We start from the raw sequence: 23,317 nt of genomic DNA, 5'->3' as shown, positions 1-23,317 counted from the left end.
CGGCACGCAACTTGACAGAACGCGCACGAACTGCAACCATAACGCCATGAAATTTATCCCGTCACAACACGCCTGCTTGAATTGGTGGTCCCGCTCACTTTCGCGCGGCCACTCTATAGTGATGTGAATTTGATCCACGCCGCCTCGATCGGTGGCGTAACAGGCTCAGCCTGGATCATCCCCGATGCAGGCGGCTCAAAAGGAAACTTGATGAGCTTGCCTAACACCCCCGATACCCCCGACACCGACAACGCCCCGGCAGCACCGCTGTCGGCTGCCGCCATCGCTTCGCAATCCGTGATCCTGACGGGCGACCGCCCGACCGGTCCCTTGCACCTGGGCCACTATGTGGGCAGCCTGCGCGACCGCGTCCGCTACCAGAACAGCTACAAGCAGTTCATCATGCTGGCCGACGCGCAGGCGCTGACGGACAATATGGATGACATCGACAAGGTGCACCGCAACGTCGTCGAAGTGGCGCTCGATTACCTGGCCGTCGGCATCGACCCGACCAAAACCACGGTCTTCATCCAGTCGCAAATCCCGGAACTGGCCGAGCTGACCTTTTACTACCTGAACATCGTCACCGTGGCGCGCCTCGAGCGCAACCCCACCGTCAAGGAAGAAATCCGCTTGCGCGGCTTCGAGCGCGACATTCCAGCGGGCTTTTTGACCTACCCTGCCAGCCAGGCGGCCGACATCACGGCCTTCAAGGCGGGCGTGGTACCCGTGGGCGAAGACCAGATCCCCATGATCGAGCAAACGAATGAAATCGTGCGCCGCTTCAACCGCATGTACAACCGCGAAGTGCTGATGGAATGCAAGGCGCTGGTGCCCGACATCGGCCGCCTGCCCGGCATCGACGGCAAGGCGAAGATGAGCAAGTCGCTGGGCAACACCATCAACCTGGGCGCGACCTCGGCCGAAATCACGGCCGCCGTGAAAAAAGTCTACACGGACCCGCTGCACCTGCGCGTGGAAGACCCGGGCCACCTGGAAGGCAACATCGCGTTTACCTACCTCGATGCGTTCGACCCGGAAAAAGCGGCGCTGGCCGAGATGAAAGCGCATTATGTGCGCGGCGGCCTGGGCGACAGCATCGTCAAGAAACGCCTGGACCTGGTCTTGCAGGAAATGCTGGCGCCGATCCGCGCCCGCCGCGAAGAGTTCGCCAAAGACAAGGGGCAAGTCATCCAGATGCTGAAAGAAGGCACCTTCAAGGCGCGCGAAGTGGCGGCCCGCACGGCCGATGAAGTCAAGTCGGCGCTGGGCCTGAATTACTTCTGATTACCATTTACAAATAGCAAACTGATGCGCCTTGGCGGAGTCGGGTAGAATCCCGTCTCCGCAGGGCCTTTTTTTTGCCTAACCCAACAGCAGAGTCTGGGGTCGGCCCCTGAGTCCGACCCCGGCACTTGTCTTAGGGTCACCATATATTGAAACATATCTAATGACCGACTCCGCTATCGAACAGCTGCTGCAGCAGCATTTTTCCATCGATGCGCTGCAACGCTCGCCCGCGCCCCTGCAGCAGGCGCTGCGCATGCTGGGCGGCTGGCTGGCGGCAGAACGCGACACGGCCTATCCGCACACGCCGTACGCGGAACTGCTGACGCAACTGTCCGACACTTGCCTGCCCGCGCACGGCATGCCCGTGGCGGCATTCCTGCAAGAACTCCACACCACCGTGCTGGCCAATACGGCCCAGCTGAATCACCCGCAATACATCGGCCACATGACGCAGGCCTTGCCCTGGATCAGCGTGCTGGCCGAAGCGTTTACGGCCACCCTGAACCAGAACCAGGTGAAGATCGAGACGGCGTATGTCTCGACCCTGATCGAAAAACAGATCCTCGGCTGGCTGCACCGCCAAGTCTACCAGCAGCCGGACGCCGTCTACACGCAGGCGATGGCCGCCACCAGCGGCGCGCTGGGCAATGTCGTCAATGGCGGCACCATGGGCAACCTGACGGCGCTGGCCGTGGCGCTGGAGCAGCAATTGCCCGGCACGCGCAAGCGGGGCCTGTTTGCCGCCATGCAGGATTCTGGCCATGCAGGGCTGGCCGTGATCGGTTCGGCCCGCAGCCATTATTCCGTGAAAAAGGCGCTGGCCACCCTGGGCCTGGGCGAAAACGCCCTGCACCTGGTGGCCGTCGACCGCGACAACCGCATCGATGTCGCCGCGCTGGAAGCGACGATTGCCGATTTAAAACAGCGCAAGATCAAGGTCGTTGCCATGATCGGCATCGCCGGCACGACGGAAACGGGCGCCATCGATCCGCTGGCCGCCATGGCGGCGATTGCCGCGCGCGAATCCATCTGGTTCCACGTGGACGCGGCCTGGGGCGGCGCGCTCTTGATCGCCGATGAGTACCGCGCGCTGTACGACGGCATCGCCCTGGCCGACTCCGTCGTCATCGACGGACATAAACTGCTGTGGGTGCCGATGGCGCAAAGCATGGTGCTGTTCAAGGACAGCACCAGCCTGAACTTGCTGAAGCACAACGCCAACTACATCTTGCGCGACAACTCCGGCGACCTGGGCCAGACGTCGCTGGAAGGCTCGCGCCGCTTCGATGCCTTGAAACTGTGGACGTCGTTCAAGGTGCTCGGTGTGTCCGGCTACACGACCCTGCTGCAGCAGGCAGCTACCCTGTCCGGCCAGTTGCAGCAGTTACTGGCCGAGCAGCAGGATTTTGAACTCGTCACGCGTTCCGACACCTTCATTCTGACTTACCGCTACGTGCCCGCGCACTTGCGCCAGCGCATGGAAAGCTTGCTGGCCAGCGGCCAGCTCGATGCGGCGACGGAACTGAACCAGCAGCTGAACACCTTGAACGCCAAGCTGCAAAACCGGCAAAAGGCGCAAGGCCACAGCTTTGTCTCGCGCACCGTGCTGGAATCGACGCGCTACCCCGGCCCGACCAACGTCCTGCGCGTGGTCATGACCAATGTCAAGACGCGCCCCCACCACCTGCGCGCCATCCTGGCCGAGCAGCGCGCCATCGGCCAGGCGCTGGTGGCGGAACTGGGCCTGTAAAGAAACACCCACCCATCAGCCCTGACTGGATGCCCGATGCACCGCCTGAGCGCCCTCACCGACCTGTTACGGCATCTGTTGAAATGGCTGCTGCTCGCGAGCATCGTGGCCGCGCTGGCCGGCACGGCCTCGGCCGGCTTCCTGTTCGCCCTCGACTGGGCCACGCGCACGCGCCTGGCGCACGCCTGGCTGATCTGGCTGCTGCCCGTGGCGGGCTTCGCCGTCGGCTGGCTGTATTTGCGCTATGGCAGCAGTGTCGAGGGTGGCGCGAATCTGCTCATCGATGAAATCCACGACCCGAAAAAAATCATCCCCTTGCGCATGGTGCCGCTGGTGCTGGGCGGCACGGTCCTCTCGCATCTGTTCGGCGCCTCGGTCGGGCGCGAAGGCACGGCCGTGCAGATGGGCGGCGCGCTGGCCGACCAGCTGACCCGCATGTTTCGCCTGAACAATGAAGACCGGCGCATCATCCTGATGGCCGGCATCAGCGCCGGCTTTGCCTCCGTCTTCGGCACGCCGCTGGCAGGCGCCCTCTTCGGCCTGGAAGTACTGGCCATCGGCCGCCTGCGCTATGAAGCCATGCTGCCCTGCCTGGCTGCCGCCGTCATCGCCGACCAGGTGGGCCTGTTGTGGGGCGTCCAGCATACGCATTACGCCGTGCCTTTGATCCCCGCCCTTTCCGCCTGGACTTTGTCTGCCATGGTGATCGCCGGCGTGCTGTTCGGCGTGACCGGTAAAGTGTTTGCGCAAGCCACACACGGCTTGAGCGCCTTGATGAAACGCCGGATCAGCTATGCCCCGCTGCGCCCGCTGATAGGCGGCCTCGCCGTCGCGCTGGCCGTGTGGCTGCTGGGCACGGATCGCTACATCGGCCTGGGCATTCCCACCATCGTCGACGCGCTGAAGGAACCACTGCCCGCCTGGGATTTCCTCGGCAAGATGTCGTTTACCATTGTTTCACTCGGCACCGGCTTCAAGGGCGGCGAAGTGACGCCATTGTTCTTCATCGGCGCGACCCTGGGCAATGCGCTGGGGCCGCTGCTGCACCAGCCCGTCGCCTTGCTGGCCGCCATCGGCTTCGTCGCCGTGTTTGCGGGCGCGGCCAACACGCCGATCGCCTCGACCCTGATGGCGATGGAACTGTTCGGCGCGGAGATCGGCATGTACGCGGCCATCGCCTGCGTCGTGGCCTACCTGTTTTCCGGCCACGCAGGCATTTACCGGGCGCAGCGCAGCGGCCACGCCAAACGCCATCCGGCCAAGGATCTCGACACATGACACAGAACATCTACGACGACGCCTTTTCTGTCAGCTACGCCCGGCTTGATCTGGAACAACTGGCCTTGCCACCATCCGCCAGAGTTTACAACCGGACGGCAAGCGGGTGTTTTCCATCGAGTACCCGATCTTCATGGCGCAGCAGCCCCCCCCCTGGCGGAAGAGCGCGAACGGCCGATGCTGCTGGCGGGACGCAGCCTGCGCTAGCCACGGGGGCGCTCGAACAATTTGCCCGCCAGTTCCTCGATATCGCCGCGCATGGCCAGGGTGTTCAGCCACGCCGGCGGAATCGCCTGGGCGCCATAATACGCACCGGCAAGCTGACCGACGATGGCGCCGGTCGTATCGGCATCTTCGCCCAGATTGACGGCGCGTAACACGGCCTCTTCCAGTGAGTCGGTATTGAAGAAGCACCAGAGCGCCGCTTCCAGCGACTCCACGCAATAACCCGTGCCGCGTATCTGCTGCTCCGCTTTGGCGATGAAGTTACCGCTAGCCAGCTCCACCAGCCTGGGTTCGGCAGGCCGGTACGCGATACTCGCGATTAGCTCTTCTTTCGGCGTGCCCGCCAGCGCGCTGCACAGCAAGGCGGCGAACAACTGGCAGCTTTCGACCGCTTCGGGTGCCGCATGGGTGGTGCGGGAACTATCGGCGGCATAGGCCACGGCCGCCTCGGCATCAGGATAAGCAAACAGCACGACCGGGGCCAGGCGCATGAGCGAACCATTGCCCGCCATGTCCGGCGCGTTGGAACCGCTCCAGGGATTGCCCGTTTCCTGGAAACTGGCCAGCGCGCTTCTTACCGTGCCACCGATATCGAAGCAGGTGCCCGTGGAGCTCAGATAGCCCCATTGCCACCAGTTCAGATACCGCACCATCTGGTCCGCCGGATCAAACGCCCCTTTCTGGACCAGGCTTTCGGCCAGGCACAGCGCCATCGAGGTATCGTCCGTCCATTGTCCTGGCTGCAGGCCGAACGGGCCGCCGCCAGTCATCTCCGTCACGGGCGCGAAGCTGCCGCGTGGAGAAAATTCCACGGTCGTGCCGACGGCATCGCCACAGGCCAGCGCCAGCATGGCGCCCAGATAACGGTTGTGCAAAGTTGGCGTATTCATGGTTTCCATTAATTCTTAGCTGGCCACATTGCGCGTAAAGCGCAAGGTGGATGCACCCGCATTCACGTAGGCATATGCTTGCGCGCTGCTGAAGACGAAAAAATCGCCGGTGGCCAGGTGTCTGGTTCCGGCCGCCAGGACCAGCTGCAACTCGCCTTCCAGCACGTAGAGCATTTCGCTGAATCCCGCCGGATCGGCTTGCGCATCATAGCGCTCGCCTGGCGCCAGGGTCCACGACCACAGTTCCACCTGGCGGCTGGCGGGCGCCGCGCCCAGCAGCACGGCCTGGCTGGCCTGCGATGCGCTTTGCCACATCAGCACGCGCAAGCTGTCGTGCGGCTGCTGCGGCGGCTGCACCAGGTCGACAAAGGCTACTTTCAAGGCGGCGGCCACGTGGTCGAGGTTGGCCAGGCTGATGTTGGTGCTGCCCGCCTCGACGCCATTGACCATGCGCCGGCTGAGTCCCGACAGGCGCGCCAGCTCTTCCTGGCTGAGGCCGGCGGCCAGACGCAAGCGCCGCAGATTTGTCGCCAGGTGTGCCAGCACGCCACCGGCCTCGGCTTGACTGCGCAATATATTGCTCCTATGATGATGGGAAATATTTTGCTCATAGCATAGCTCCCCATGAAAACACATGCAAGTCCCCCGCCCGCCCTCGGCCTGCCCGAGCTGGCCCTGATCGCCATTACCTTCATCTGGGGCGGCACTTTTCTCATCGTGCAGCATGCCGTGACGGTCAGCGGCCCGCTGGCCTTTGTTGCTGCCCGCTTCGCCGTGGCCGCCGGCATCGGCGCCCTCGTTTGCCGGGGCCAGCTGCGCCAGTTGACGAAGGCCGAATTGCTCACGGGAATGGCCATCGGCGTGAGCATCTTTGGCGGCTACGCGCTGCAAACCTATGGCTTGATGCATATTACGAGCAGTAAATCGGCCTTCATCACGGCCTTCTACGTGCCCATCGTGCCGCTGGTGCAATGGCTGGTCTTCAAGCAGCGGCCCCGCGCCGCCGTCTGGGCGGCCGTGGTGCTGGCTTTCGCCGGCTTGCTGTTGCTCACGGGAACGGATGGCTTGAGCATGGGCTTGGGCAAAGGCGAGCTGATGACGGCCGTGGGCGCCATCGCGATCGCCCTGGAAATTATTTTGATCAGCCGCGTCTCGCCGCAATTGAACATCCTGCGCGTGACCATCGTGCAACTGGCGACGGCATCCCTGATCGCCCTGCTGCTGATGCCTGTCATGGGCGAAGCGCCGCCAGCCCTGAGCCAAACGTTCATCCTCAGCGTGCTGGCCCTGGGCTGCGCCAGCGCGCTGATTCAATATGTGATGAACTGGGCGCAAAAGCGCATTTCCGCCACCAAGGCCACCTTGATCTATGCGGGCGAGCCTGTCTGGGCGGGCGTCATCGGGCGCATCGCCGGTGAACGCCTGCCCGCGCTGGCCATCGTTGGGGGGATATTGATCATCGTTGCGGGCATCCTCAGCGAGTGGCGGCCGAAGCGCCTGCGTGCCGATGGCAAGGCCATCGCGCCAGCAGATTAAGCCTCGGCCCGCCGCAGCGCCGTATCTCCATGCAGCGCCAGCGGCACGGCCCTGGCCCAGCGGTTCGACGACAGCGAAAACGTCAGCGCGCGCACCTGGTGGTACCAGCCGGCGGGCACGTACAGCATGTCGCCAGGCTCGACGAGGCATTCGATCATGCTGGCCTGGCGCGCCAGCGGAAAACGCTGGAAATCGGGCGCTTCCGGGTCGAAGGGCGAACCGAACAGGATGGCGTTCGCCTCGCTGGGGTACAAGAAGGTGTCGTGGTGCGGCGGCGACAAAAAGATGCGCTTGCGGCCCCACACTTGCGCGAAGATATTGTCGTCGTAATCGCAATGCAAGGGCGTCACCGTTCCGGCCGGCCCGACCCAGAAGCGTGGCGGACCCATCTTGTCGAAATACGTGGGCCAGTGGCACAGGCGGTTCAGCTCGCGCAATTCCAGGTTGCCCAGGTATGGTGGCAGCGCATACTTGCCCTCTGCCACCAGGTCCAGGTATTGCCCCATCGACATATCCTGCATGGCGCGGTCGGCCGCAAACGCCGTGTTGATGTAGTCGCCCACCCGCGCACGCACGGGCACGTGGCTGAACTGCTGGCGCAAGACGTCGGGCGCCAGGGTGGACAAGGGCCAGCGCTGCACCAGCCCGCGCATCAGGAAAGGCAGGCCCAGCGCGGCGCGCGCGCGGAAGGCGGCGGCGTCCAACATGGCCAGGCGCGGCACCTCGGTGATGGTGGGCAAGTCACGCGCCGCCTGCTTGATGGCTTCGCGCATGGCGTCGATCGAGGTGACGCCGCGCACCTGCGCATCCTTGTCTTCGCGCGCCTGCTTGCGCGCCAGTGCCGCTGCGGGCGAACTGCATTCTGCTGGCGGCCTGGGCGGCAAGGCGCGCGGCGCGATGGGGGTGGCCGCAAGCTCGTGCGGCACTTCTTTTTCTACGGACATAAACCTTCTTTGCGATCAGGGCGCCGCGCGGCATGACGCGACAGTGCGCCATTCTAAGCCAGCAAGGCCCGTTCAGCACGCATGACAGATTCCCTACGACGCATCGACACCTGACAAAACCGTCGCGAGCGGAAGGGAGAGGCGGCCGAGAAGCGCAACCGCACTGAGGTGCGGTGAGCATCGCAAGCCGCCTATACCAACGCGCAGCAGGTTTGGTCAGGCGTCCTCAGACAGGCGTCTTGAAGATGGGGTCGACGATGAACTGCTGCGCCTTGATGCGCAAGGTGCGCTCTTCGTCCAGCTCGGCGCGCGTTTCGCCCAGCTCTTCGCGTTCCGCTTCCAGTTCCAGGCGGGCGGCCGCCAGTTCCGTTTCCACGCGCGTCAGGCTTTCCAGCTTCAGCTGGGCCTGGATCAGTTCGGCGCGCGCCGCTTCGGCAGCCTCTTCCAGGCGTGGGATGCCTTCGAGCTTGAATTGCGCCTTGGCCAGATCCATGCGCGCCTGCTCGGCCGCCTCTTCCAGGCGTGGCAAGCCTTCCAGGCGCAGCTGCGCCTTGGCCAGGTCCGTGCGCGCCTGGTTCGCCACTTGCCGCTCGCGTTCGAGTTCCCCGCGCAAGGTTTCCAGTTCACCCGCCTGCAGGTCGAGCAACTCTTGCTGGCGCTCGTTCTCGCTGGCCAGATCCATCAATTCCTGTTGATTGTCGTTCATCTCGGCTTCGTGCGCGCTGTGGCTGGCGCTTAATTCCTGTCCTACATAATCGAGGATGGCTTGCTGCAGCACGGGCGACAGTTCAGCAGCGGCAGCGATCTGGCGTTGCGCACCCGCCTTGCGGCGCAGCAAGAGCTTGCTGATCGTGCCCAGACAGGCGCCGTTGCCCAGCCGTTCGCGCAAGGCGCGCACCGTGATGGCATGTCCTTCACCCGCCATCGCTTCCATTGCCGCATTGATCTGTTCCGCGCTTACTTTTGCCATGTCGTCTGCTCTTGAATGTTGCCCAAGGCAATCTTGCCCAGGGGCACTATCTTATGCCAGCGGCGGCAAAGCGTAAAGTATTTCTCAATAGAGATTGCAATTGCACAACGCGAGCGTGAGAAAACATGCGGCTTCAGCGGATTTACTCTTCGAGCAAACCATTTTCAGTGAGCATATCTTGCACCAGTTCCAGGCGCAGCACGGGATTGTCCTGGCTCAGCAGCAATTGCTTTTGCATGGCGCTCAGGGATAGCAGCTCGCACCAGCGGTTCGCCACCCAGCCGCACTCATCGAGGCGGAAAGGCGGTTGCAGGGGCATTTGCTCAGGCGGGATCTTTTGCTCCTGCAAGGTGCGGATCAGGGCGCCGAGCGCGTCGGCGACGTTCTGCTGCTCTTGCGGAATGGGAATGGTCTTGTCGGGCGGCAAGGTTTCGACCTGCGCCATCCACAAGCCGTGCTTGAGCTGCTCGCTGGACACGATGTGAAAGCGCTGCATGCCCATGCATTTGATTTGCAGCAAGCCCGACAGGGGCGCGGCCCAGTCGATGACGCGCGCCAAGGTGCCCACGGGCGCCAGCGTTTCTTGCTGGCCCGGCTTGCGCACTTCCGCGCCGTCCAGCAGTTGCACCACGCCGAACGGCTGCTCGCCCATGATGCACTTGCGTATCATGTCCAGGTAGCGTACCTCGAAGATCTGCAGGGGCAGATAGCCATCGGGATACAGCACCGTATTGAGCGGGAACAAAGGTATCGAGGTCATAGCCGCATGATGGCACGAATGGCATATCCGTGCTGCGCGCTTGCCTTGTCAGCTTGACTGCGCCGATTACTTGTAAAAGCGCCTTTTCTTGGCCCGCTCGGCCGCCTTCGGCGCCAGCACCTTGATGGCCTTTTTCTGGATGGTGCCGCCGGCGGACGTGCCCGGCACGCGGTGCTCGGCCTCGAAACCGGGTTCCTCATTGCGTTTGAGGGTTTGCCGCGTCAGCGCTTCCACGGCCGACAGCAATTCCACCTCGTCGGCGCAGACGAGGGAAATGGCTTCGCCCGAAGCGCCCGCGCGGCCCGTGCGGCCGATGCGGTGGATATAGTCTTCGGCGACCGTCGGCAAGTCGAAATTGACGACGACGGGCAATTGATCGATGTCCAGGCCACGGGCGGCCACGTCGGTGGCCACCAGCACTTGCACCTCGGCAGATTTGAAACGGGCCAGCGCACGCAGGCGGTTCGGCTGCGTCTTGTCGCCGTGAATCGAATCGGCGCGCACGCCCTGCTCCAGCAAGGTATTCACCAGCAGCTCAACGCCCTTGCGCGTCTTGACGAAGACCAATACCTGGCCCCAGCGCTTTTTCTTCAGCAAGTGCAAAAACAGTTCCGGCTTGCGTTTCTTGTCGCACACGATGACCGACTGTTTCACGGCCTTGACCGTGCTGTTGCGCGCGCTCACTTCCACCGAGACGGGATCCTTCAGCATGGTTTTCGCCATGGCGCGGATGGCGTCCGAGAAGGTGGCCGAGAACAACAGGGTCTGGCGCTGCTTGGGCATTGTCATCAGCAATATATCGAGCTCGCGCTCGAAGCCCAGGTCCAGCATGCGGTCCGCCTCGTCCAGCACCAGGGTTTGCACTTGCTCGAACTTGACGGCGCCCTGCGTCTGCAAGTCCAGCAAGCGGCCCGGCGTGGCCACCAGTACGTCGAGGCCCTTGCGCAGTTTGCTGATCTGCGGCTCGATGGGCACGCCGCCGTAGGCGACAAAGCTGCGCAGCGGCAGGTTGCCGCCATAGCTGCGGAAACTGGCATAGACTTGCTCGGCCAGTTCGCGCGTGGGCACCAGCACCAGCACGCGCACGCACTGCGGCGCCACCACGCCTTCCAGGGCCAGGCGCTGCAGCAGCGGCACGGCAAAGCCGGCCGTCTTGCCCGTGCCCGTCTGGGCGGCGGCCATCAGGTCACGGCCGGCCAGCACGGCAGGAATCGCTTGCGCCTGCACGGGCGTGGGCTTGGCATAGCCGAGCTCATCGAGTTTGCGGACCAGGGGATCGATCAGGCCGAGGGAGGAAAACGTCATGGGGAAGCAATCTTGGCAAAGTAAAAGGTGACGCGCACGGACGGGCCGTGCGCGCAATTGCCGAGATTATAGGCCAGCGGGGATGCCGGCCGGGGTTTCAGCGTTAAAACAAACGCGTCAAAACTTCATTTCCAGGGTCGCGCGCGCCTGCGGCGAACTCGGCGAAATGCTGTTGCGGGCGATCGTGCCGCTGGCATCCGTGTAGATGGTGTCGCTTTCGAAGTCTTGCGCCAGCAAGTTCGACACGGCCAGGCGCAGCTGGTTCTTCGCATCGAATTTCCACAGCGCATAAATATCGAGGTCGCGCCGCGGCGACGTATAGGCGCTCTGGCGCTCGGTGATGCGCACCGGGCCGCCATTGCGGAAATTGAAGCTGCCACCCGTGGTCAGCACGCCATCGGGCGTCTTGTAGTCGAGACCGAAGTTGCCGCTGATGGGGGTTTGCTGGTCGAGCCGGTTGTTTGGCCCCGGTACCTGCTCCACTTGCGACCAGTTGCGGCTGACGCTGGCGCGCAAGTCGATGGCCGGCACGGGCGCGGACAACACGGCGCGCAGCGGGAACTTCGCTTCCAGTTCCAGTGTCTGCGTATTCGCGCGGCCATCGTTGACGGGCGTCGATACCCAACGGTCATTGATGAACAGCAAGCCCTGGCGCGTATAGCCGTCGATGCGGCGGGCCGAGGCGCGCGCGCTGAGCAAGGCGCCCTCGGCCCAGTAATGTTCGTACGAAGCATCGATGCCGAGCGCCAGCTCCGGTTTCAGGTACGGATTACCTTCGCGGTCGGGGTCCGTCTGGCTGTTGTTGGTCGAGGTATTGCGGCGCGGAATCAGGCTCGCCGTGGGCTGCGCCTTGTAGGTGCGCGTCAGGGCCAGGCGCACCTGGTCGCCCTTAGTATCGGGCAACTTCCACAGAGTTTGCAGCAACGGACTCCACACGCTGGTGCGCTGCTGCACTTCGTCGTAGGTATCGCCCGCGCTGCGCGTATCGATGCCTTCCCAGCGCACGCCCGCATACATGGACCAGCGCGGCGTGATTTCCCAGTCATCCTGCACAAACAGGGCCAGGCGCTGGATGGTGGCGTCGAAACCCTCGTCGCTGTTGACGGGCGGGCGCGCGCCGGACACGCCCAGGGCCGCTTCGCGCTGGCGGCGCGTTTCGTCGCGCTGCGTGTGCGCGCCATCCCAGCCCATCGACAGGGCATGGCCCGGCAGCAAGGGCGTGGAATACTTGCCGGTGGAACTGACGCCGTTTTCCGTCGCCTTCACGCCCACCTGGCGCTCCAGCGCCAGGCCGCTGCCGTCGACAAAGCCCTGCTGCAGGCTGTCGGACGTATTGCGGGCGGCCGAGGCGCCGATTTTCAGTTCCAGCCTGGCGCCGCCAGCCAGCTTGTGCATCCACGTCAGGTCGCTGCGGCCGAAGGCATTGTGGTTGCTCGAGCTGCCCGTATTCGTGTCGTAGTCGGGGCGCAAGCCCTGCTCTGTTTGCGCGCGGCTGACATTGCGGTGATTCGAGCGCCCGCCATTGAAAAAGAATTGCGCCGTCAGATTGTCGCCGCCGGCCAGCACCCAGTTCAGGCGCGGCGACAGATTGATGCCTTCCGGACGGCCATCGCCGGTGCCATTCGTGCGGCGCAGCAGGTTTTGCCGGCCGTCAGGCGCATAGCCCAGTTCCAGTCCGGGATTGTCATAGTGATAATCGTAGCGAAACAGCGAGCCGGCCATCGAATACGAGAAATTGCCGTCGCGGTCGGACAGTTGCAGATTGACGCTGGGCGAGAAACTCACGTCGCTGCCCTGTACGCCCAGCTTGAGCTCGCGCTGCGCTGTTTTGACGGCCTTTTTCAGCACTACGTTGATGGTGCCGGCGATCGATTGCGTGCTGTATTCGGCGCTGGCCGCGTGCAGGATCTCGATGCGTTCGATCACGTCGGGCGACAGGGTGTCGAGCGAGAAACCGGCCGGCGCCCGTTCGCCGTTAAGCAATATCTGCGTATAGCCGCTGCCCAGGCCGCGCATGCGGATTTCACCGCCCGAGCGCCCGGCCGCGCCGGACACGGTAATGCCGGGCAAGCGCTTGAGCACGTCGGTGACATTCGTGTCGCCATACTTGAGGATTTCCTCGCTGCCCACGACCATCTTGCTGGCCGTATCGTCGCGGCGCGGATCATAGCCGCTGCCCTTGACTTCGACGCTCTGCATGGCGGGCGCGGCAGGCTTTTCAGCCTTCAGTGGCGCACCGGCGGCCTCAGAGGCGGCGGGCGCTTCGGATTGCTGGGCCTGGGCATTCCAGGCAAGTAAAACGGCGGAACAAAGGACGGTAAGGCGAAGGCAACGGCGTGGCATCATGACCTGGCTAAAAAAGTTGGCTGAATAAAAATGGCTAAATGCTAAAAAACAGGCCGCTATATTGTGCTGCAATTTTTTCCGACTGGCACAGTTTCCTGAAAATATTTCCTATAGCAAATTAAATTCGGCAGCAGGCTGTGATACGCACCCTTGCATACGGCGCATATCATTGCGCGCCACATCGCCGCTATAATGCGTTTTCATCATTGTTCCCATCACCCCGTCAAAGGCTTCCCATCGTGTCTGACCGTCTTGCCGTTTTGCCTCAATATCTGCTTCCAAAAGGAGCGTTGACCAACTTTGCCGGCCGCATCGCTGGTGCCAAAGGCGGCGCCATGACGACGCGTTTGATCCGCTGGTTCGTCGGCCGCTACAACGTCAACATGGATGAGGCGCTGGACCCGGACATCACGCACTACACGAGCTTCAACGACTTTTTCACGCGCGCGCTGCGCCCGGATGCCCGTCCGCTGGCCCAGGCCGACTACGTCTGCCCCGTCGATGGCCGCATCAGCCAGTTCGGCAGCATCGACAAGGACCAGATCTTCCAGGCCAAGGGCCACAACTTCAGCACCACGGCCCTGGTGGGCGGCGATGCGGCCCTGGCGGCCCAGTTCGAACACGGCAGCTTCGCCAATCTGTACCTGAGCCCGCGCGACTACCACCGCATCCACATGCCGTGCGATGGCCGCTTGACGCGCATGATTTATGTCCCTGGTGAATTGTTCTCCGTCAACCCGACGACGGCGCGCGGCATTCCCGGCCTGTTCGCCCGCAACGAGCGCGTCGTCTGCGTGTTCGACACGGCCAATGGCCCCTTCGTCATGACCCTGGTCGGCGCCACCATCGTCGGCAGCATGGCCACCGTCTGGCACGGCGTCGTCAACCCGCCCCGCACGGGCCAGGTGCGCGACTGGAGCTATGCCAACGACAATGTGGTGCTGAAACAGGGCGAAGAGCTGGGCCGCTTCCTGCTCGGTTCCACCGTCGTGATGCTGTTCCCGCAAGGCACAATCAATTTCAATGCCAACTGGCAACCGGCCGGCCCCGTGCAGCTGGGCGAAGTCATGGGCAACGTGTCCATGTAAGCGAGCAGGATGCGCGCCTACACGGGCGCGTCCGTTTGATACATTTCCTCCATCAGGTCGAGAAACGCGCGCGTCTTGGCCGGCATCAGCCGCCGGCCGGGAAACACGGCCCAGCCGGTGACCAGCGGGAAACTCCACTCCGGCAGCACGCGCACCAGTTCCCCCGTCTCCACATAGGTCTTGGCGAAACGGTCCGTGCTGGCCGCGATGCCCACGCCCGTGCAGGCCATGCGCACCAGCAATTCCGGCGAATTGGCCAGCAGCCGCACGGGTAAATCGCGCTCCCACGTCGTCTTGCCACGGATCAAAGTCCAGTGCACGAGGCCATGCACGGCGCGGGGCAAGCTGAGCAAATCGTGGCCATACAGGTCGTCGGGATGCTCGGGCAAGCCGTGCACGCTCGTGTATTGCGGCGAGGCATACAGGGACAGGGTGCTGAAGGCCACGCGGCGCGCGGCCAGGCTGGCGTCGTCGGGCAAGTTGCCCATGCGGATGGCCAGGTCAAAATTTTCTTCCAGCAAATCCACGCGGCGCGCCGACAAGTCCAGCTCCAGCGAAATGGCCGGGTAGCGGCGCACGAACTCGGCCAGCACCTGGCGCATCAGCGCGTCGCCGAAGTCGGCCGGCATGGAAATGCGCAGCAAGCCGCTGGGTCCCGCCTGGCGGTGCTGGGCCAGCGCGCCGGCCGCTTCCGTTTCCTCGACCACCTTGCGCGCATGGTCGAGCAGGCTGGCGCCAAATTCCGTCAGCGCCAGCTTGCGCGTGGTGCGCAGCAACAGCCGTTCACCCAATTTCGCTTCCAGCAGCGAAATGCGGCGCGACAGGGTCGACTTGGGCAAGTCCACGCGCTGGGCGGCACGACTGAAACTGCCGCACTCGACGACGCGCGCGAACAGCAGCAAATCTCCGGGATCGATATCCATACACTACCTTTACGCTCGATTGTTCCATGAGTGGATTAATGTTATCCATTTTAACGGCTTCCGCATCAATTTTGGAATTGCTATAGTTCATCCATCGCAAGACACCTCACAACGGAGAAAACAAGATGAACATCCTGCAAATCAATTCCAGCGCCCGCAGCACCGGTTCCGCCTCGACCCGTTTGGCTGACGCCATCGTTGCCCGCGTGCAAGCCGCCAACCCTGGCGCCACCCTGGCGCGCCGCGACCTGGCTGCCGCACCGCACCCCGTGCTCGACGAGCCGACCCTGCAAGCGCTGTTCACCCCGGCCGACAAACGCACGCCGGAACAAGCGGCCCGCATCGCCCTGGACGACGCGCTGATTGCGCAAGTGCAAGCGGCGGACGTGATCGTCATCGGCGCACCGATGTACAACTTCGGCATCACCGTGCAACTGAAAAGCTGGTTCGACGCGATTGCCCGCGCCAACGTCACCTTCAAGTACACGGAAAACGGCCCCGTGGGCCTGCTGACCGGCAAGAAAGTCTACGTGGGCCTGTCCCGCGGCGGCTTGCACCGCGATAGCGCCAACGATAGCCAAGTGCCTTACCTGAACACCATGTTCGGTTTCCTGGGCCTGACGGACGTGCAATACGTGTATTCGGAAGGCATGGGCATGGGCCCGGAAGCCGTGGCCAAGGCGCAGGCGCAAGCGGACGCCGAGATCAACGCGATCCTGGTGTAAGTCAAAGATTGATGGGCATCAAACCGGGGCGGCGCACGAGCGCCGTTCTTCCCAACTGGAGAACACAATGAGCGATACCACCACCGTCAACAAGCCACGCGGCGTCGAGCGCGTGATCGCCGGCCAGGCCGTCATGGATGGCGCCGGCGTGAAGATCAACCGCGTGCTGACGCAGCAGCTGCAGCGCCGTCTCGACCCGTTTTTGATGCTCGACAACTTTGCCAGCGACAAGCCGAACGACTATATCGCCGGCTTCCCCGAGCATCCGCACCGGGGTTTTGAAACGGTGTCGTACATGATCACGGGCCGCATGCGCCACAAGGACAGCGCGGGCCACGAAGGCTTGCTGACCTCGGGCGGCGTGCAATGGATGACGGCTGGCAGCGGCGTGATCCACTCGGAAATGCCGGAACAGGAAGAAGGCGTGATGGAAGGTTTTCAGCTATGGCTGAACCTGCCTGCGCGCGACAAGATGCGCACGCCGTGGTACCGCGATTTTACCAGCGCCGAGATCCCCCGCTACACGACGGACGACGGCGTGGCCGTGCAAGTGATCGCCGGCGAGAGCCATGGCGTGACGGGCGCCGTGCAGCGCGAGCTGACGGAGCCGCTGTATCTCGACATCGACTTGCCGGCCGGCAGCACTTTCGAGCAGCCCTTGCCGCCAGGCCATAACGCTTTCCTCTACACGTTCCGTGGCGAAGTGCAGGTGGACGGCAAGGGCGTGCCCGCCCTGCGCATGGCCATCTTCGCCAACACGCCGGGCAGCGACGGCGTGCGCATCGAAGCGCCGCAAGGCGGCCGCGTGATTCTCGTCGCCGGCCAACCCTTGAACGAGCCCATCGCGCAGTATGGCCCGTTTGTCATGAATACCCAGGCGGAAGTGTTCCAGGCCGTGCAGGACTTCCGCGAAGGCAAGTTTGGCGAGACGGCGGCGCAGTAACGTTATTTGCTCCAGGAAAAACCTGCAGCGCCTCCGGGCCTGCAGGTTTTTTTTACGTGCCGACTATGTTGTTGCTTTTCAATTACACTGACGGCAACCTCATTCCACAAAGCATTCCATGCCGCCGACGCACACCGAACACGACGCCACCCATTTGCACGCCCACCTGAAGGGCGACGCCCAGCACACCCACTCGTTCGAGGGGCGCAGCCAGAGCATCCTCGCGTGGGCGCTGGGACTGACCCTGTCATTTGCCGGCATCGAGGTGGCGGCCGGCTTCCTGTCCAATTCGCTGGCCCTGATTTCCGATGCGGGCCACATGGTCACGGACGCGGCCGCACTGGGACTGGCCCTGCTGGCGCAACTGATCGCGCGCCGCCCGCCGTCGCCGCGCCACTCGTTCGGCTTCGGCCGCGCCGAGGCGCTGGCCGCCTTCGTCAACGGCCTGGCCATGCTGTGCGTGGTGGGCTGGATCTGCTATGAGGCCGCGCTGCGCTTTTCCGCCCCGCAACCTGTCAAGGGCGGCATGGTCTTCATCGTCGCCTTCATCGGCCTGGCGATCAACGTGGTGGTGGCGTGGGTCTTGTCGAAAGACAAGCAAAGCGTCAACACGCGCGCCGCCCTCGTGCACGTGATGGGCGATTTGCTCGGTTCGGTCGCCGCCATCATCGCCGGCGCCGTGATTTACTTTACGGGCTGGATGCAGATCGACCCGCTGCTGTCGGTGCTGGTGTCCCTGCTGATCCTGAAATCGACTTTCGGGGTATTGAAAGAGTCGTACCACTTCCTGATGGAAGGTGTGCCCCTGCACATCGACTATATCGCCGTGGGCACGGACGTGGAGCAAGTGGACGGCGTGATTGCCGTGCACGATCTGCATGTATGGGACATGTCGCCAGGCCAGCCAGCCCTGATCGGCCACGTGGAAATCGAACACCTCGACCATTGGCCAAAGGTCTTGCGCGCGATCAAGAAGATGCTGTTGGCCAAGCATGGCATCGACCATATTACCTTGCAGCCGGAGACGGCGGCGATGGCGGGGTTGCATCAGGGTGACAAAACCCACTAGCAAGGACCGGGGTCGTACCCTCAGGGTACGACCCCGGCATCTGTCCTTGGGGTGCAAAGACTAGCTACGCCGAGCCTCAAGCACACCACTCACATCCTTGATCACATTCAGCGCCTTCAACAACTGCGCCGTCGAGCTGATCTCGGCCGTAAAGGTCATGCGGGCCTGGCCCTTGGCGCTTTGGGTGTTGACGCCGATGACGTTGATTTTCTCTCGCGAAAAGATTTCGGAGATGTCGCGCAGCAAGCCCTGGCGGTCGCCGGCGAGAATGAAGACGTCGACCGGATATACCGTGTCGTGCACTCCCGTGCTGCCCCACTCCGTGAAGATCACGCGTTCGGGCGCCTTGGCGCGCATTTCCTCGAAATTCTTGCAGGTGGCGCGGTGTATCGACACGCCCTTGCCGCGCGTGACGAAGCCGACGATGCTGTCCGGCGGCGCCGGTTTGCAACACTTGGCCAGCACCGTCATCAAGCCCTCGGTGCCCACCACCAGCACGCCGGACTTGGCGCCCTGCTCCACGCTGGACGCGCGGCTTTTTCCCACCAGCACAGCGTCTTCCGGCACCACCACTTCGCCATTGTCGTGCAGCGCCTGCTCCACGTGGCGCAGGCTGAATTCATCCTTGCCCACCGACAGGAACAGCTCGTCGACTTTGGCAAAGCCCAGCTTTTGCGCCAGCGCTTCCAGATTGACGGCCGTCTTGCCTTCGCGCTGCAGGGATTTTTCCACCAGCGCGCGGCCATGGGCCAGGGTTTCCTGCATGTCGATGGCGTGGAACCAGGCGCGGATCTTCGAGCGCGTGCGCGTGCTGACGGCGTAGCCGGCGCCCAGCCAGTCGCGCGATGGTCCGGCCGTACCCGGCGCGCCCTTGGCCGTGATGATTTCACAGGTCTGGCCATTCTTTAATTGCGTATTCAGGGGCACCATGATGCCATCGACCTTGGCGCCACGGCAGCGGTGGCCCACGTCCGTGTGCAAGTGATAGGCAAAATCGACGGGCGTGGCGCCCACGGGCAATTCCAGCACCCTGGCCTGCGGCGTCATGACGAAGATGCGGTCGTCCAGGGTGGCCGATTTGAGCTTTTCCACCCATTCGCGCTGAATTTCTTCCTGGCCCACGACGGCGTCGGCCACTTCCGTCTTCCACGCCAGCAACTGGCGCAGCCAGGCGATCTTTTCGTCGTATTTCTGGCCGGCAAAATTAGAGCCGCCCTCTTCTTTGTAGCGCCAGTGCGCGGCCACGCCGTATTCGGCAAAGCTGTGCATTTCATTGGTGCGGATTTGCACTTCCAGCGGGCGGCCATCCTCGGCCGTCACCACTGTGTGCAGCGACTGATAGCCATTCGGTTTCGGCCGCGAAATGTAATCGTCGAATTCTTTCGGGATGGGGGTCCAGATATTGTGCACCACGCCCAGCACCGTGTAACAGGTTTTCACGTCGGAAACGATGACGCGGAAGGCGCGCACATCGTACAGGGCCGTGAAATCGAGTTCCTTGCCGCGCATCTTGTTCCAGATGCTGTAAATGTGTTTTGGGCGGCCAAACACTTCCGCCTGAATACCGGCTGCAGCCAGTTCCGTCTGCAGGCGCAGAATCGCCGAAGAAACAAAGCCCTCGCGCATCATGCGCTTTTCTTCCAGCATCTTGGCGATGCGTTTATACGCTTCCGGTTCGATGAAGCGGAACGATAAATCTTCCAGTTCCCACTTCAACTGCCAGATGCCGAGGCGGTTGGCCAGTGGCGCGTACAAATCCAGCGTTTCCTTGCCGTATTCGCGCGTCATTTCGTTGAACAGCTTGAGTTCGGCAAAGTAACGCAAGGTCGTCACGCAAGCGGCCAGGCGCACCAGCACGACACGCATGTCGGAAGCCATCGCCAGCAGCATCTTGCGCAAGGTTTCCACCTGGGCCACGGCTTGCTGCGCCGCATTCTTGCCGCGACCGGCAGCGCTGCCGTGCTGCGCCTGGGTCAGCGCGCGCAAACGGATCAGCTGGCGCACGCCTGTCGCCAGGTCGCACACCTGCTTGCCGAAGCGCGGCTCGATATCGGCCGCCGTATCCGGCTCCAGCAGGGTCAGCTCGAACATCAGGCCGGCAATGCGCGTTTCCGCATCGCTGCGCAGGAAAGCCAGGGTGGTGGCCACGCCGATGGCGAATTCCAGCGCAGAACGGCCGGCAAAGGTCTGCTTGTCGCCATACGCTTCGGTGGCATACGCGAACGCGTCCAGCACGCGCGCGCTGTCCGGCGCACTCAAGCCCTCTACCAGTTGTTCCGAGGTGACGCTATTCGGGGCCGAGATGGAAACCATGTATTGCCTTATAAACTGAAAAACTAAATAACCTAGCGCTCTGCAGCGATGATGACGATTTCAACCAGGCATGCCGGATTGGCCAGCTTCGCCTCTACGGTGGCGCGCGGCGGGGTGTGGCTGGACGCGACCCAGTCATCCCATACTTCATTCATGCCATCGAAGTCTTTCATGTCGGCAATGTAGATCTGGCACGACAGGATGCAGGTCTTGTCGCTGCCCGCTTCCGCCAGCAAACGGTCGACATGGCCGAGCACTTCGCGTGTCTGGCCGACGATATCTTGCGTCGTGTCTTCGGCGATCTGGCCAGCCAGGTAGATGGTGTTGTTGTGTATGGCTACTTCGGAGAGGCGTTTGCCTACGTGCAGTCGTGTAATTTCCATGCTTCTTCTTTCGGTTGTTTCAAAATCTGTACAGCGTTACTGATGATTACTTGCCCAGCAAAAACTTGCGCGCGATGGCAATCTGGTCATCGTGCACGAAGGTGGGCGCATGGCCCACGCCGGCGATTTCCACCAGCTGCGCCTTCGGGCCGCGGCCCAGCATGATCTGCGCCGTCGCGTGCGACAGCAAATCGGACTCCGACCCGCGCACCAGCAAGGTGGGGCAGCGCACGGCATCATACGCGGCCCACAGCATGGCTTCGTCGCTGGCCGCCGATTCCGGCGTGGCCGAACGGAACGGCATGGCCAGGCCCATATCATAGTGGCGGCGCCAGTGGCCATCCTTATCCTGACGCAACACATCCACCGCCAGTTTATGCCATTCCGCGTCCGTGTGCGGGCCGAAGCTGGCGGACACGTCACGCACAAACCTGGCGCCCTGCTCGAAGGTTTCGAAACGCAAGTCCTGGCCAATGTAGTCGCCGATGCGCTGCAAGGCTTCCGGCGCCAGGGTCGGGCCGATATCGTTCAGTACCAGTTTGCTGATCGGGCTGTCCGGCAACGATGCCAGGCCCAGGCCAATCAAGCCGCCCATCGAGGTGCCGAACCAGTCCACCGTCTGGCGCTCGCCATTGGCCAGCACGCGCGCCAGCAGGGTCACCATGTCGCTCACATATTGCGGTACGCGGTAAAACTGGGGATTGGCCAGCCAGCCCGAGCGCCCACGCCCGACCACGTCGGGGCAAATGACGCGGTAATCGCTGGCCATGGCGCGTGCCAGGTTGTCGAAGTCGTCCGCCACGCGCGTCACGCCATGGGCGCAGACGAGCACGTTCGGATTATCGGGCGCACCCCACTCTTTATACGACATGCGGTGCAAGCCCGCCGGCGAGATGCATTGCACTGACTTGATGCTGGCTTCGATCATGCGATTTCCTTATTTGATATAAAAAGAGCACCGCTTTCTGCCTGCCAAGGGATGTCCCGCGCGCGACGCTACGGCAGTGTAGCGCAGCGCGGGCAATGCTCCAAGCGCACGGCTGAAATGCTGCGCCGCAGCACAGCACTGGCACCTTCGCCATGGCGCAATACCCGATATAGCGAAACTGCATATCTGCGGTTATCCACAATTGAGCCGGCCCGGCAATGGGCGGATGATCGCAGCATCAACCCGCAAGAGGAGACCACTCGTGAAAAAACCATTCTATAAAATCCTGTATGTCCAGGTGCTGTTCGCCATCGTGGCAGGCGTGCTGCTGGGGGTGTTCTACCCATCGAACGCCGTCGACATGAAACCGCTGGGCGACGGCTTTATCAAACTGATCAAGATGATCATCGCCCCGGTGATCTTCTGTACCGTGGTCTCCGGCATCGCCGGCATGCAGGACGTCAAGAAGATCGGCCGCGTAGGCGGCAAGGCGCTGCTGTACTTCGAAGTGGTCTCCACCTTCGCGCTGGCCATCGGCTTGCTGGTTGCTAACATCCTCAAACCAGGCGCCGGCTTCAATGCCGATCCGGCCCACCTGGACGCCAAGTCGATCGCGCAATACACGCACGCCGAAGGCATGAGCACCGTCGACTTCGTGATGAACATCATCCCGAAGACCTTCGTCGATGCGTTCGCCAAGGGCGACATCCTGCAAGTGCTGCTGATCGCCATCCTGTTCGGCTTCTCGCTGTCCCTGCTGGGCGAGCGCGGCCGTCCGGTCACCAAGCTGATCGACGACCTGTCGCATGCCATCTTCGGCATGGTCAACATCATCATGAAAGTCGCTCCCGTCGGCGCGTTCGGCGCGATGGCCTTCACCATCGGCAAATACGGCCTGGCTTCGCTGATCCCGCTGGCTAAACTGATGGGTTCGTTCTACCTGACCTGCTTCCTGTTCGTCTTCGTCGTGCTGGGCCTGATCGCCAAGTACACGGGCTTCTCCATCGGCCGCTTCTTGCTGTACATCAAGGAAGAACTGCTGATCGTGCTGGGCACGAGCTCGTCGGAATCGGCACTGCCGGCCCTGATGAAAAAACTCGAGCGCCTGGGCTGCTCGAAACCGGTGGTCGGCCTGGTCGTGCCTACCGGCTACTCGTTCAACCTGGACGGCACCAACATCTACATGACCATGGCAGCCCTGTTCGTGGCACAAGCGACCAACACGGAACTGACCATCTGGCAGGAACTGACCATCCTGGGCGTGGCGATGCTGACCTCGAAAGGTGCGTCCGGCATCACGGGCGCCGGCTTCATCACCCTGGCCGCCACCCTGGCCGTGGTGCCGACGATTCCCGTGGCCGGCATGGCGCTGATCCTGGGCATCGACCGCTTCATGAGCGAATGCCGCGCGCTGACCAATTTTGTCGGCAACGGCGTGGCCACCATCGTCGTGTCGAAATGGGAAAAAGAACTGGACATGGACAAGCTGCACAGCGAGTTGGCCAATCCCACCCACCCGACCGACGACGCCTACGTCGCACCGAGCGTGAATATCGTCAAGTAAGCGGTAAGTCAATATTGAAAAGCCCCGCGGAGCGATCTTCGGGGCTTTTTGCATTGCGCGCAAGTTTGATCGCATCATCAACCAACA

At 62.8% G+C, this 23,317-nt stretch carries 20 protein-coding genes; 9 read left to right on the top strand and 11 right to left on the bottom strand.

Translation table 11 applies throughout. The features are described 5' to 3' along the window. Positions 1-210: 210 nt before the first annotated feature. The 3 genes from trpS to C8C92_RS13045 all read left to right on the top strand — a co-directional run bounded on the left by trpS (position 211) and on the right by C8C92_RS13045 (position 4,318). A complete protein-coding gene (trpS, locus tag C8C92_RS13055) occupies positions 211-1,287 on the top strand; it encodes a tryptophan--tRNA ligase (protein ID WP_243420194.1) in 1,077 nt (358 codons plus the stop codon). Positions 1,288-1,450: 163 nt separating this feature from the next. Further along, positions 1,451-3,040: a pyridoxal-dependent decarboxylase gene (locus C8C92_RS13050; RefSeq protein WP_116744153.1), complete on the top strand. Its 1,590-nt coding sequence runs from the start codon at positions 1,451-1,453 to the stop codon at positions 3,038-3,040. A 36-nt stretch (positions 3,041-3,076) separates the two neighbouring features. Further along, positions 3,077-4,318 (top strand): voltage-gated chloride channel family protein, encoded by a 1,242-nt coding sequence (locus C8C92_RS13045; protein ID WP_116744152.1) that lies wholly within the window; start codon positions 3,077-3,079, stop codon positions 4,316-4,318. A gap of 203 nt (positions 4,319-4,521) precedes the next feature. On the opposite strand, the gene C8C92_RS13040 is transcribed toward C8C92_RS13045, so the two are convergent. Together C8C92_RS13040 and C8C92_RS13035 are read right to left on the bottom strand one after the other, a co-directional pair. Further along, positions 4,522-5,433 (bottom strand): ADP-ribosylglycohydrolase family protein, encoded by a 912-nt coding sequence (locus tag C8C92_RS13040; protein WP_116744151.1) that lies wholly within the window; start codon positions 5,431-5,433, stop codon positions 4,522-4,524. A 15-nt stretch (positions 5,434-5,448) separates the two neighbouring features. Continuing rightward, a complete protein-coding gene (locus C8C92_RS13035) occupies positions 5,449-6,006 on the bottom strand; it encodes an XRE family transcriptional regulator (protein WP_180287765.1) in 558 nt (185 codons plus the stop codon). Between the two features lie 51 nt (positions 6,007-6,057). Between C8C92_RS13035 and C8C92_RS13030 the strand changes: the two genes are divergently transcribed. Continuing rightward, positions 6,058-6,969: a DMT family transporter gene (locus tag C8C92_RS13030; RefSeq protein ID WP_116744150.1), complete on the top strand. Its 912-nt coding sequence runs from the start codon at positions 6,058-6,060 to the stop codon at positions 6,967-6,969. Here C8C92_RS13030 and C8C92_RS13025 read toward each other — a convergent pair. From C8C92_RS13025 to C8C92_RS13005, 5 genes are all read right to left on the bottom strand, one after another. Further along, on the bottom strand, positions 6,966-7,913 hold the full coding sequence (locus C8C92_RS13025) for a cupin-like domain-containing protein (protein ID WP_116744149.1): 948 nt from the start codon (positions 7,911-7,913) through the stop codon (positions 6,966-6,968). The genes C8C92_RS13030 and C8C92_RS13025 overlap by 4 nt on opposite strands. A 226-nt stretch (positions 7,914-8,139) precedes the next feature. Then, positions 8,140-8,883 carry a DNA-binding protein gene (locus C8C92_RS13020; RefSeq protein WP_099759536.1) on the bottom strand — a complete coding sequence of 248 codons (744 nt, stop codon included), beginning with the start codon at positions 8,881-8,883 and terminating at the stop codon, positions 8,140-8,142. A gap of 142 nt (positions 8,884-9,025) precedes the next feature. Beyond that, positions 9,026-9,643 (bottom strand): LON peptidase substrate-binding domain-containing protein, encoded by a 618-nt coding sequence (locus C8C92_RS13015; protein WP_099759537.1) that lies wholly within the window; start codon positions 9,641-9,643, stop codon positions 9,026-9,028. Between the two features lie 66 nt (positions 9,644-9,709). Further along, positions 9,710-10,948, bottom strand: a complete 1,239-nt coding sequence (locus C8C92_RS13010) for a DEAD/DEAH box helicase (protein ID WP_116744148.1) — start codon at positions 10,946-10,948, stop codon at positions 9,710-9,712. A 117-nt stretch (positions 10,949-11,065) separates the two neighbouring features. Beyond that, on the bottom strand, positions 11,066-13,147 hold the full coding sequence (locus C8C92_RS13005; RefSeq protein ID WP_243420193.1) for a TonB-dependent receptor: 2,082 nt from the start codon (positions 13,145-13,147) through the stop codon (positions 11,066-11,068). Positions 13,148-13,533: 386 nt separating this feature from the next. Here C8C92_RS13005 and asd point away from each other — a divergent pair, with 386 nt between their 5' ends. Further along, complete coding sequence (gene asd, locus C8C92_RS13000) at positions 13,534-14,382, top strand: archaetidylserine decarboxylase (protein WP_116744146.1); 849 nt, start codon at positions 13,534-13,536, stop codon at positions 14,380-14,382. Positions 14,383-14,399: 17 nt separating this feature from the next. Here the strand turns inward: asd and C8C92_RS12995 are convergent, their stop codons facing one another. Continuing rightward, positions 14,400-15,305 carry a LysR family transcriptional regulator gene (locus tag C8C92_RS12995; RefSeq protein ID WP_099759541.1) on the bottom strand — a complete coding sequence of 302 codons (906 nt, stop codon included), beginning with the start codon at positions 15,303-15,305 and terminating at the stop codon, positions 14,400-14,402. Between the two features lie 125 nt (positions 15,306-15,430). On the opposite strand from C8C92_RS12995, the gene C8C92_RS12990 reads away from it, so the two are divergent. The 3 genes from C8C92_RS12990 to C8C92_RS12980 all read left to right on the top strand — a co-directional run bounded on the left by C8C92_RS12990 (position 15,431) and on the right by C8C92_RS12980 (position 18,042). Next, positions 15,431-16,030 (top strand): NAD(P)H-dependent oxidoreductase, encoded by a 600-nt coding sequence (locus C8C92_RS12990; RefSeq protein WP_071077794.1) that lies wholly within the window; start codon positions 15,431-15,433, stop codon positions 16,028-16,030. Between the two features lie 67 nt (positions 16,031-16,097). After that, a complete protein-coding gene (locus C8C92_RS12985; protein WP_099759542.1) occupies positions 16,098-16,973 on the top strand; it encodes a pirin family protein in 876 nt (291 codons plus the stop codon). Between the two features lie 118 nt (positions 16,974-17,091). Beyond that, complete coding sequence (locus tag C8C92_RS12980; RefSeq protein WP_099759543.1) at positions 17,092-18,042, top strand: cation diffusion facilitator family transporter; 951 nt, start codon at positions 17,092-17,094, stop codon at positions 18,040-18,042. A 60-nt stretch (positions 18,043-18,102) separates the two neighbouring features. Here the strand turns inward: C8C92_RS12980 and C8C92_RS12975 are convergent, their stop codons facing one another. From C8C92_RS12975 to C8C92_RS12965, 3 genes are read right to left on the bottom strand one after another with little or no spacing between them, the layout of a single operon-like run. Then, complete coding sequence (locus C8C92_RS12975) at positions 18,103-20,355, bottom strand: bifunctional (p)ppGpp synthetase/guanosine-3',5'-bis(diphosphate) 3'-pyrophosphohydrolase (protein WP_116744145.1); 2,253 nt, start codon at positions 20,353-20,355, stop codon at positions 18,103-18,105. A 32-nt stretch (positions 20,356-20,387) separates the two neighbouring features. Continuing rightward, positions 20,388-20,738, bottom strand: a complete 351-nt coding sequence (locus tag C8C92_RS12970; protein ID WP_099759545.1) for a RidA family protein — start codon at positions 20,736-20,738, stop codon at positions 20,388-20,390. A 46-nt stretch (positions 20,739-20,784) separates the two neighbouring features. Continuing rightward, a complete protein-coding gene (locus C8C92_RS12965) occupies positions 20,785-21,666 on the bottom strand; it encodes an alpha/beta hydrolase (RefSeq protein WP_116744144.1) in 882 nt (293 codons plus the stop codon). 226 nt (positions 21,667-21,892) lie between these two features. Here C8C92_RS12965 and C8C92_RS12960 point away from each other — a divergent pair, with 226 nt between their 5' ends. Next, complete coding sequence (locus tag C8C92_RS12960; protein ID WP_243420192.1) at positions 21,893-23,230, top strand: dicarboxylate/amino acid:cation symporter; 1,338 nt, start codon at positions 21,893-21,895, stop codon at positions 23,228-23,230. The last annotated feature ends 87 nt before the right edge of the window (positions 23,231-23,317 follow it).

Origin of the sequence: Janthinobacterium sp. 78 (genome assembly GCF_003096775.1) — a bacterium.
GTDB lineage: Bacteria > Pseudomonadota > Gammaproteobacteria > Burkholderiales > Burkholderiaceae_D > Janthinobacterium > Janthinobacterium tructae.
This window is presented reverse-complemented; position numbering and strand designations above follow the sequence as displayed.

Excerpts from the sequence above, each read along its gene's own strand:
- C8C92_RS13005 (WP_243420193.1), bottom strand. The coding sequence starts at position 13,147 with ATGCAGAGCGTCGAAGTCAAGGGCAGCGGCTATGATCCGCGCCGCGAC.
- C8C92_RS12975 (WP_116744145.1), bottom strand. The coding sequence starts at position 20,355 with ATGGTTTCCATCTCGGCCCCGAATAGCGTCACCTCGGAACAACTGGTA.
- trpS (WP_243420194.1), top strand. The coding sequence starts at position 211 with ATGAGCTTGCCTAACACCCCCGATACCCCCGACACCGACAACGCCCCG.
- C8C92_RS13025 (WP_116744149.1), bottom strand. The coding sequence starts at position 7,913 with ATGTCCGTAGAAAAAGAAGTGCCGCACGAGCTTGCGGCCACCCCCATC.
- C8C92_RS13045 (WP_116744152.1), top strand. The coding sequence starts at position 3,077 with ATGCACCGCCTGAGCGCCCTCACCGACCTGTTACGGCATCTGTTGAAA.
- C8C92_RS13030 (WP_116744150.1), top strand. The coding sequence starts at position 6,058 with ATGAAAACACATGCAAGTCCCCCGCCCGCCCTCGGCCTGCCCGAGCTG.
- C8C92_RS13020 (WP_099759536.1), bottom strand. The coding sequence starts at position 8,883 with ATGGCAAAAGTAAGCGCGGAACAGATCAATGCGGCAATGGAAGCGATG.
- C8C92_RS13050 (WP_116744153.1), top strand. The coding sequence starts at position 1,451 with ATGACCGACTCCGCTATCGAACAGCTGCTGCAGCAGCATTTTTCCATC.
- C8C92_RS12990 (WP_071077794.1), top strand. The coding sequence starts at position 15,431 with ATGAACATCCTGCAAATCAATTCCAGCGCCCGCAGCACCGGTTCCGCC.
- C8C92_RS12995 (WP_099759541.1), bottom strand. The coding sequence starts at position 15,305 with ATGGATATCGATCCCGGAGATTTGCTGCTGTTCGCGCGCGTCGTCGAG.
- C8C92_RS13040 (WP_116744151.1), bottom strand. The coding sequence starts at position 5,433 with ATGAATACGCCAACTTTGCACAACCGTTATCTGGGCGCCATGCTGGCG.
- C8C92_RS13010 (WP_116744148.1), bottom strand. The coding sequence starts at position 10,948 with ATGACGTTTTCCTCCCTCGGCCTGATCGATCCCCTGGTCCGCAAACTC.
- C8C92_RS12980 (WP_099759543.1), top strand. The coding sequence starts at position 17,092 with ATGCCGCCGACGCACACCGAACACGACGCCACCCATTTGCACGCCCAC.
- C8C92_RS12960 (WP_243420192.1), top strand. The coding sequence starts at position 21,893 with ATGATCGCAGCATCAACCCGCAAGAGGAGACCACTCGTGAAAAAACCA.
- C8C92_RS12985 (WP_099759542.1), top strand. The coding sequence starts at position 16,098 with ATGAGCGATACCACCACCGTCAACAAGCCACGCGGCGTCGAGCGCGTG.
- C8C92_RS13015 (WP_099759537.1), bottom strand. The coding sequence starts at position 9,643 with ATGACCTCGATACCTTTGTTCCCGCTCAATACGGTGCTGTATCCCGAT.
- C8C92_RS12970 (WP_099759545.1), bottom strand. The coding sequence starts at position 20,738 with ATGGAAATTACACGACTGCACGTAGGCAAACGCCTCTCCGAAGTAGCC.
- C8C92_RS12965 (WP_116744144.1), bottom strand. The coding sequence starts at position 21,666 with ATGATCGAAGCCAGCATCAAGTCAGTGCAATGCATCTCGCCGGCGGGC.